The following is a 9688-nucleotide window of genomic DNA, read 5'->3' as shown; positions in this document are numbered from 1 at the left end:
TCGCAGGCTCTTTGGCATCTCGAATTAATGATAACTTTCAAGTTCTCAAGCCTGCATCTTCAAGTTGAACGAGTATAATGACTACGTTAAATTGCTACCCAAAGCATGCTTGAATGAATTTGAAATAGCTTTTAAAAATTATAGTGGCTTGAGGAAATTTCAACCGTTTTTAAACTGGACAGCATCTAATCCTACAAGATCACTGTCATGGTACGACGCGTATAATAAGACTAAGCATGACCGTGGTACTTCATTCAATGCGGCTACACTTGAGAATGTAATGGATGCTATTGCTGCGAACGTAGCTATGTTTTGTGCTAAATACGGTCCATTTAGCTTATTTAATGACAACAACACACTTTCTTCTTTAATTAATCAGCATTTTAGTATTAACCTGATTAATAGCGATTTTTCAACGTATTACATACCTAAGATTACATTGCCTGCTGGAACTAGGGGCGACCTTTTTATATATGACTGTTATAGAGAAGGTCATCATAGCGGCTGGAATGTACAGCCTCTTGTACTTTAAAACAACTAACAAACGACTATAGTTTTAAGATACTTTTTCTAATCCAAATTTGGTACGTCATAATCCATACTCTAACGTGTTTTTGTCCAAAAATGTCACAATCTGAATTATAATATTTGGCATTTTCTAGCTCGAAAATGCCCCGAAATGTGCTAGCGGCAGTTAAGAAATCATTTACCTAAATTTTAGAGTTAAACACTGCCTTAAGTGAGTATGCTCTATTCAACCTAGAGGTATTTCATACCAAATTCGTCAAGTTTTTCAGATCGCTCCTTGAAACGGAAATTAGCTTAAAAAACATCAAGGAACCAACATTAAGCTTCATTGCTGGATTCACGAAGCTATCAAGATCACTTTTTGACAAGAGATGAACAACCGAATAAATCCGGATGTTTTTGGCGCTTAAGTCTTTGATTTTACTTGTCAGGTAAAAGCACATAGTATCATCTCAATCAACAGATCGTACAATTGGCATATTGAAAGCTCATAGTTAAATTATTGATAAATAAAGATTTTATTTCTTTTCTGATGTGTAGGAGAGAGGTTTACAGTGAGGTCTACATACTGTGAGATGGTTTGAGTCTATCTTATCGATATGACCTTGCCTCGTTTTAACCTGGTAAGCTCCTCGTGAAGGCCCGCACTTTCAAACTCCAGCCCATCAACCCGGGCTTATTATTGCCACTTTCCGTTATGAAGCCATCACGCATACTGGGTCACGTAACGTGCGTGATGTACTCACTTTTGTCCCAAGGCGTGTTAAGAGCATTAGAAACCATCAATAGATTAATTTGTGTGTAAGCCTACTACACCAATTTTTTAAGTCCCAGATACGACAAAGTCACAGGCAATGCCTATGACTTTGTAAACAGCTACAGAATGTTTGTCATTCAAGTCGAAGAGGGAACGCATTCTGTGTGCAGTGTCGGGTGTTTTATCACCAAAGTATATGGGAGGGAAAGCACCTAGACTGATCGTATGTCCTCGGTGGTCTGCTTTGCAATTAAGCCAAGTTCAATTCGTTACAAATACTTCTGGCCAGACAGTAAATAGCAAATCCAAGAAAAAGCAGGGATATCCGAGGCTCTCAACGTTAGTTTAAAGCTAAGAACCGTATGTGGCAAGCTTACTTCTTCCCCATTCAGCGTTACAAATCCATCACGCACAGTGTGTGACGCAGCTTGCGTGATGAACTCGTTTTGCCCCTTTTCAAGCTTGCGCAACAAAACATTGATAACCCCTATTCAAAAATAGCCTGACTTTTACTAATGGCAGATAGCGCAGCTTCGATGCACGAAGCCTCCCGGAAGTGGTCCAATTTGGTTGCGCCAGATCAATCACTCAAATTCATGTCCGAAAATTGGGGGCCACTTCTGATCGGCATTACACTCAATGAGTGCCTTTTCTATCTATTCCGAATCTTGAGATTTATCCTCAAGTTGTTTCTGTTTTGAGCGATGCTGAAGCTGCTTAAGGGCATCATTTACCAGCAAGACTTGTTCAACCATATCAACTTCATCACTTTCTGTTCTAAAGTTAATGTCACCACCCTTATTTACAAAGTTATCTAGTTCCTTGACTGAGCGTTTCAGGCTTTCTTTAACTTCTCCATCTCTATTTTGACCATCTTGCTGAAGCTTCTCTAACAGTTTGTCTGCTACTTGTTCAGCCATTTCTTCATGATTCTTCTCTGCTTCAGCTTTTATATGCTCCACTGTCTGTTTATGTAAGTCTGGATTAGACCCTTTCATAAAATCCACAGCTTTGATTGCGCCATACATTTCAGCGACATTAAAAACGGTTTCAGCAAGAAGATTGAATGTCTCACTAAATAGCTTAACAGCCTCAAAATCCAAAAGCAGGTCAAAAATAATCGAACCTTTCGAGGCTCCAACTACTTCAAAGGTTTCTGGTGCTTGGCCTAACGCCATTGAGTAACCACGAGCGATTGTGTTCCACTTTGTGGTCCAGTCACTTAAGTTTACTACGTTAGATATCAAGGCATCATTGTGAAAACGAACTCGAGTCAATACTTTTCCGTGATGATCCGTTCCCTCAACATCGGGTGCAGCGTCAAAAATTATGTCAAATGCATTTAGGAAGTGAACAAATTGAATGTTTATAGGTTTTAAAGTTTGTAATGAATCACTAATGCGAGCAGCAATTTCTTGAACATCACCTAGCTCGCTTACTTTATGTAGACTAGGAATTGCTGAACTCAAAACAATATAATTTAGCCCTAGTTTTTCCAATACTTCAATATCATCAAAACTTAACGCTTCTAAATCAATCTCAGAAAGCACCGCGATATGTGTATCTAAATATTTACGTATGCTCTGTAGCTTAATGTTAGATGGATTATTACTAGATAGCATTTTAGTAATATTCGTCTTGGTTTTGTTTAACGATTCCTCCACATTGTGATCAGTAATATTATCTCGATACCACCTAGCCAGCTGGTACATTTCTTTTATTTCCATTCTTATCTCTTATAAATTAGCGTTACGCATCACGTTACCTAAGCAAGATATAAGGACACCCTCTCCATTATTCAATGTTAGAGAGCCGAAAATTTTAATAAAAATGGTACGTTTACAACACAGGGGTGGAGTACGCTTGGTTGCAACTAAGCTCTACGAGTGGGGCTACATAAGTTAAGCATCTTTCCATGCATGTATGTTATTCATAAATTGCTAATTTAGCAAAGTCGCTGACAAACTTTTGTCCAGTTGTGAGTTACGATACCAATAGCATGCTTTCACGTTTTTGAGGACAATCTGGCGCGGATCTCATCGTAGAGCTGGAACTAATGACGGTCTCGAAATGACTCTGAATACATTAGCGCAAACCAACTCCGTTATCGGGTATATCACTTGCAAAACGGGGCGTACCATACATTCTGTCCAGACCCGTGCTAGAGAGGCATTGCCTAGATTGTGATCACCAAGCGATTCCGTCGCAACTTTCTGATCAATTTTTATTGTCACATATTCTGCTTTTGGTCGCAGTCCTAACAAAGAAATGATCAAACTTTAGAAGTTGGCATCTTCATGGAGTAGCTATAAACGTAAATTTTTGATCAGGCTTTATTGCCCGCCGATAGTCGTAGACTCGAGGTCATTCAGTATTTGAAGCGCCACTTGAGGGCCAGCGTGGCAAATTGTTTCGTCACTGTTAAAATCGTCACATACACTAGGGCGATCTGGTGATCCAAATATCTTACAAAGATTTTTGTCATTGAGTTGTATGCAACGGACGCCGGCAGGTTTTCCATTTGGCATGCCTGGTATTGGGGTGCTAATAGATGGAGCGATACAGCAGGCACCACAGCCACGATCGAGTTTTTCAGAGATACAAGGAGTCCATTCAGAGATTTCGATATTATATTCAGTCACCTAGTAGCACCTTTTTTAGACTCAACGGGTAGTTCCCCGCGTGGAACGCTCGCATTGTATTACATTGGGGCTACCAATGCCATTTCCCTCCAACTTAGCTACGTATTGCTGTAGGTGATATATCTGATATAGCAGCTCTAACCGTTCACCTTCCAGTTTCTTAAGTTGTTGCTTTAAATGATTTTTTTCATTTCGGTACTTGTCTTTCAAGGCTTGTTCTTTTGCTAGGTGGGCCTTTAACTCCTTGTTCACCGGTGTTTGATTAGGTTCAGACGCGAGCTTAGCTTTATTAATCTTTTCCTTTACCTCTTGATATCTGGGGTGTTTATAATTCAAAGCTCCGTTTGCAAGCCCAGCCTTTTTTTCTACAGCGTGTTGGCTGATTTTCATTCCTTCGGAAATGAGCTCTAATAGCGCCTTCTCACTATCTTCAGCATTCTTTAATACGCTGTTCATAGAATTACTCCATAGTACTCGAGTGCTTGCTTATAAGTTTCCATTTCCAAACGTAAAAACTCTTGGCTTGCCAAGGGTTGATTGTCCTCAACAGACTGCTGGTATAGCGAACGGAACCTATTGTATCTGTTAATCCAAATGGGTATGGAATCCTTGTCAGCAACTAAGTTTTCACAATCTGGTCGGCAGTTAGATGATTGAACGACTGGTTTAAAGTCACATTCGGCTCCATTCATGCAGTACATACCATTACCTAATGACATGACTTTAGACTTATTTCTTCTTGCAAGAGACTTTGCATGTGCAAATGATTGATAAGTTTTGAATTTTTTGTCTAGTTCCTTCTGACTTTCCAGAGTTTTACCACCTTTACCAAAAAGGTTGCTGCCATTCTGAAATTTCATGGCCATATAGGCAGAGACTTCGAGATCTGCTTTCTCCAACTCTTTCGCGAATTCTTCAGCAATGGCCAATTTGTAATTACTCATATTAAGATAGCCTTCTGTGTACCACTCAGTTACGGTTTTAGCTATATGCTTTAATTGTGAGGAAAGTTGATTCATAGTAACTAATTCTAAACGGCGAACATGTACCGCGATACTTCGTCTAAATTGGTGATGCTCTATTGGCCATTTAGCTCCAACGAAAATATGGCATTCGACTCTTTCTTTAAGCGATATATTTGGGTTTAACTGCCAAAATTCATCTATATCTTTTTTAGTTATATAAATATCATTTGATTCTGCCCAATTTAGTTGTCTATCTGATGTACGTTGACTTTTCATAAGGGAGTAGAAGCCAGAAGAATGAAATACTCTAGCATTGGTCTTAATGTAATGTGAATCTAGTTCATTGGTGGGCAGTCTAAAGATTGAAGAAGCTAAAGGTTTAACTTTGTTGATAATAGTTTTCACATAGGGAGCTGCAGCCCATACTTCTTGTATTCCACCCTCATCCGCCCCCTTAAATAAAGCTGATTTAATGCCAATGTACTCTTTGTTCTCAACTAGACAATTAAACTTTAAAACGACAGCTTCACTTTTTCTTAGCCCAGTCATTGCCTGGATAGCTTCACACGCAATTAATGCCACTCTGTTATAGAATGTATATATGTCTTCCATGTCAACTATATATTGTGGAAATCTGCGGTTGTATGAAGACAATGGTACTTTTTGGATTTTACCATTGATAACTTTTTCGTATGTGTATGACTTGTTTTTATAAGCGTTTACATCTTCGTCAGTACGTTTGGTGATTAGGTGGTGAGTGTTACATTTAGTATCTAGGCTTATCTCTTTAAGCTTTTCTTGACAGTATTCATCTAAATAAAATAGCCAGTTGTTGTTATGGTGTTTAAGTTTTTTTGATTTCAAATATTTTCTGTATTTATATGGTAGGTTAGATATGTATTCCCAGTTGCTTTGTTTTACTTGCAGGTTGTCAAAGTAATTGATGTACGATCGCCAGTAGGTTAGCAATATGTCTATTGGCATACAATAAGTCTGATTGCTTTTTCTTTTAGGGGAGTAATTTGTGAAGTTTGTTTCGAGGACGAATCCATAGCTTGCAAAAAAGGTATGTTGCATATCACATAGTTTGGCAAGGGATTTGAAGTAATTATCTATCGTTCCAGAGCCCCTCCCTTTGTTGAATCTCGCTATGAAATTATTTCTAATTGGCTCTCTATCTAACCAATATATAGATCTTACACTCAAGGACTGCAATGATTTGCTTATAAGGATAAGGTTTTCTATTATCCGTATAATAGATGATATTTTTGCTTTTTTTGATTGGAACCAGAAAAGAAATAAGCCGATAATCTTCAATTCAATTTTTAGAGTTTCTGTTAATCCCGAAAAATTTGCCTTTCGATAACTTTCTCCCTCATCGATATAATCTTTGTTTGTCCATATGTCATTAGAAAATATAATGGGCTCTTTGTTTTTTGGGGCTGGAATTATAACTATATTGGATAAGGAATCATAATCTTTACCATCAAATGCAGACAAAATCACTTTTATAGAAGGGAGGTGTTTTTTGATAATACTGTTATCTATGCTTTGATCGACATAATTGACAGGTTCAATTTCTTTTATAGATGTATTTTCGATTAAATTTTCCATATCTCAGCAACGCCTTTATCTTGTAAGAATTTTCTCGCTTTAGCTACTATTTTAGCATCAACAAATGCAAGCATAAGTTCAATTTTTGATGTTAAATAGCGGTAATTTTCATTTGCATTGATGGATCCTATATAAATAGGTTTGCTATAATCAATCATGTGCTGAAAACTCAATAGGTGATAAATCGCATTTTCATCTTCTATCACTGCGCATTTTGAACAATTTATGCAATTTGATAAATTTGCACAGAGTTTAGGGTTGCGTTTATACTTCGATTGCTGGCGTTTGAATTTATTCGACTCAGATGAATTACCGGAAACATCAGTGCAAACTATTCCATTTAATTGATAATCAGATTGTCCATTTGAAACTATCGTTATATCATATTGCTCGGCTATTTCTCTTCTTTCTTTAAAATTCCTTTCATTAATAGCAGATTCAGTAAGGTTTTTGAGAGCCGCTCCCATAGCTTTTCTTGCTTCAATTTTGTTTCCTTGCGCATAATTTTTTCGGTAAGTACCCCAACTATGCTGTGCCTTATCAAGTATAGTAAATGGGTTTTTAACTTCACTATCTGTTATCTGCTCTACAGTTTTTCTCAACCTTCTACTCGAAATTTTGGGGAATTTTAAGTTGTTTTTTATAACATGCTTTATAATGGGGTGCTTTTCAAATGCATTTAAAGCAGGCGAAAGTCTTCTCACTTCATTATCACGTTGGTTTATCATGAATAATAGAGCACTGTGGTTAAAAATATAGTCTAGTCTTTTTAAGTACTCAACTAGCTGCAGGCGGACTTTTATGAAACGCTTGTAAAATTCTATACCTGTCCTTTCTCCTTCAATACCGGACTTACCAATGTTTAATCTGATAAACTTATGAGCTCTTCCTTTATATATTAATTCAGACTCAACTCCATTTTCATTCAAGTTGAAATCATTAATATTGCTTTGTTTTAACTGTTGCTCGTTACTCCACGTAAAAAAACAAAAGAGAACAAAAGCACTATGCATAAACCAGTATACTGGGTTTTTTACAATATAATCGAATGTAATTTTGGGGTTGGCTAGGTTTACTTCTTTAATTGACGTGACATTGCTTATAGAGAAGTCTCTAAAGCCTTGTTCTGTGCGAAGCAAATGTTCATGAATAACATCAGCGTTTGTCTCGAATATTATAAAGCAAACCTGTATTATCTTAGAAAGCTCTTCGCTATTATAGGTGTCATCGCTTTCTCTGTATGTTTTATCTGAAAACGTATGTTTATAGTTGGAGTAAATGTCACCAGAGTAAACTAGGAAAGAGTTTATAACAGAGAGGTGACTTCCAGCTTGTTCTCTAGATATTTCTCTTTTATAAACTCTTGATTGGAGGAAAATGCAATAATCTGGAAGCTTAGCGGAGTCTCTTAATGAATTTTCTTGGTCTATTTGGAAGTCAAGAAACTCTTTTAGGATGTTGAAGATTGTCCTTCTTCCAGGGGATTTATAAGTGATAATAAAGCCAGAAATAATTTTCGCTTCTCTATGTAACTTTCTAGAGTAGTATTTGCTGTGTTTATCAAAGGTAGCTTTATTGACTCCACTTATAGTGCTCCTTATGGTTCCTCTTGTACCTAAGTAACCATCGAGGGCTAACAAGTTTAGGTCAATAACGTACCTTCCATCACTCACTTTAGAAGTGTTTATTATCAGGTCAGCATCGTACTTGCTTGTGGTCATGCTACCTCCTTAAATACCTCAAAAATGTACTTGTCCATTATTTCAGCAACATCATTTGCAGTCTTTCTTTTATTTACAAATCTAATGTACTTTAAAGTGGTTTCAACATTCTGATGCCCCATATACAAACGAGTAGTTTCGATACATGTGTCAATATTTTTTGGAGATGAATGCAATGCGACCTCTAACAAATTCGTCGCGAATGTAGCTCTTAAGTCATGAGGACTGTGTCGAAATTCTTGGTTGTATATTTCTTTGTAGAGTCTTTTAAATCTTGACCAAGAGCTATAAAATGCACTTTTTGAGTAATGACTAGACCTTTTATTTACGAATAAAGGTATGTGTTTTGATTCAAGCTTTCTTCTTTCCACATAGTTTTTTCTAATGATGGTATGGTTTAAAGAAAACTCATGATCAAGAATTTCATGAGCAAGTCTAACCGTTATGAATAATTCTCTATCGGCACCAAATTTGGTATTCACACCATGGCTTGGTCCTATAGTAATACCTTTGATTAGTTTACTGTCATCATTTGGGAATAGCTCTTCTTTGATTAATCTACAAGGAAATGATAGTGCTTCTGACAATCTCAATCCACAAAAAATCATTAGTTTAAATACTAGTTGAAAGTTTTTATTTTGACCCTTCAAAAGGTTTAGAGCTTTTAATTGTATTTCGTGGTTAAGTGGGTTCAGGTTACCATCGACCGAGCGGGTGACCCTTATGGCAAGGTCGGAGGATTGAAGCTTTCTGTAGCCATTGATAGTACTTATTTTATAGCGATAGAAATGCGATTTATCTAAAACACAATCGTCATATAGGCTTTCATAAAACTCTTTAATTACCAGAATATAACTATTTGCAGTACTCGTTTTTAAACTGTTATCTTCAGTTATTCGTTCTATTAAGTGTTGTCTGAACCCATATGTAGGGCTTTTATACTTCACTTTTGGTACTGAGAATGGATCAATTTTTCTATCAACTAGCCATCTAACCCATGTTTTAAAGGCTTTTGCCATTGATGATAGGTCTTTGTGACCAGCTGATGCTTTGTGTAAAAGAAAAAGGTTAATTCTATCGCGCAGGACAGGGTGAAAGTCACCAGTAAGGATTGGTATTTGGATGGTTTTATAGTCACCGTTGAAAGAGAGGCTGTCTAACTCAGACTTTAAAGCTGAAGCCTCACCAAGCCTAACGGGCACATCATAGAGAATGTCAATCTTCACAAGCTCCCCCTCTTTTCTAAACCTTATAAAAAGGGTAGTACTTCTAATAGAATTTAACTAGGGTAGCTCCACAACCTAGGCGACATTCCATCAAATTAAACTCACTCAATAATAGGGTGCGCGATAGTAGCAAAAAATGATGGGGGTGGCAGCTATTGATTGAATCAAACAATGAACAATTATTATCCTTGAACTTTTTATGGGCTAGCGGTATAACACGCACCCCAGTAAAAGA

General features: G+C 37.1%; 7 protein-coding genes. 1 reads left to right on the top strand and 6 read right to left on the bottom strand.

The window, feature by feature from the left end; genetic code table 11:
* The first annotated feature begins 109 nt into the window (after positions 1-109).
* Positions 110-532, top strand: a complete 423-nt coding sequence (locus Q1A70_RS05325) for a hypothetical protein (RefSeq protein ID WP_299694575.1) — start codon at positions 110-112, stop codon at positions 530-532.
* Between the two features lie 1409 nt (positions 533-1941).
* On the opposite strand, the gene Q1A70_RS05320 is transcribed toward Q1A70_RS05325, so the two are convergent.
* The 6 genes from Q1A70_RS05320 to Q1A70_RS05295 form a co-directional block, all read right to left on the bottom strand.
* Positions 1942-3012: a hypothetical protein gene (locus Q1A70_RS05320; protein ID WP_299694578.1), complete on the bottom strand. Its 1071-nt coding sequence runs from the start codon at positions 3010-3012 to the stop codon at positions 1942-1944.
* 606 nt (positions 3013-3618) lie between these two features.
* The gene (locus Q1A70_RS05315) at positions 3619-3885 is read right to left on the bottom strand and encodes a YkgJ family cysteine cluster protein (RefSeq protein WP_299694596.1); all 267 of its coding nucleotides are present in this window, start codon (positions 3883-3885) and stop codon (positions 3619-3621) included.
* A 63-nt stretch (positions 3886-3948) separates the two neighbouring features.
* The gene (locus Q1A70_RS05310; RefSeq protein WP_299694581.1) at positions 3949-4383 is read right to left on the bottom strand and encodes a hypothetical protein; all 435 of its coding nucleotides are present in this window, start codon (positions 4381-4383) and stop codon (positions 3949-3951) included.
* Positions 4380-6506, bottom strand: coding sequence for a hypothetical protein (locus tag Q1A70_RS05305; RefSeq protein ID WP_299694584.1), 2127 nt, complete (start codon positions 6504-6506; stop codon positions 4380-4382). The genes Q1A70_RS05310 and Q1A70_RS05305 overlap by 4 nt, the downstream gene beginning before the upstream one ends.
* A complete protein-coding gene (locus Q1A70_RS05300) occupies positions 6494-8227 on the bottom strand; it encodes a hypothetical protein (RefSeq protein WP_299694587.1) in 1734 nt (577 codons plus the stop codon). Before Q1A70_RS05300 ends, Q1A70_RS05305 begins: the two co-directional genes overlap by 13 nt.
* Complete coding sequence (locus tag Q1A70_RS05295; protein WP_299694590.1) at positions 8224-9453, bottom strand: site-specific integrase; 1230 nt, start codon at positions 9451-9453, stop codon at positions 8224-8226. The genes Q1A70_RS05300 and Q1A70_RS05295 overlap by 4 nt, the downstream gene beginning before the upstream one ends.
* Positions 9454-9688 lie beyond the last annotated feature (235 nt).

This window comes from uncultured Vibrio sp. (assembly GCF_947488985.1).
Classification (GTDB): Bacteria; Pseudomonadota; Gammaproteobacteria; order Enterobacterales; family Vibrionaceae; genus Vibrio.
This window is presented reverse-complemented; position numbering and strand designations above follow the sequence as displayed.

Bases quoted from the DNA above. Each gene is read 5' to 3' on its own strand.
- Q1A70_RS05305 (WP_299694584.1), bottom strand. From the start codon at position 6,506: ATGGAAAATTTAATCGAAAATACATCTATAAAAGAAATTGAACCTGTC.
- Q1A70_RS05310 (WP_299694581.1), bottom strand. From the start codon at position 4,383: ATGAACAGCGTATTAAAGAATGCTGAAGATAGTGAGAAGGCGCTATTA.
- Q1A70_RS05300 (WP_299694587.1), bottom strand. From the start codon at position 8,227: ATGACCACAAGCAAGTACGATGCTGACCTGATAATAAACACTTCTAAA.
- Q1A70_RS05320 (WP_299694578.1), bottom strand. From the start codon at position 3,012: ATGGAAATAAAAGAAATGTACCAGCTGGCTAGGTGGTATCGAGATAAT.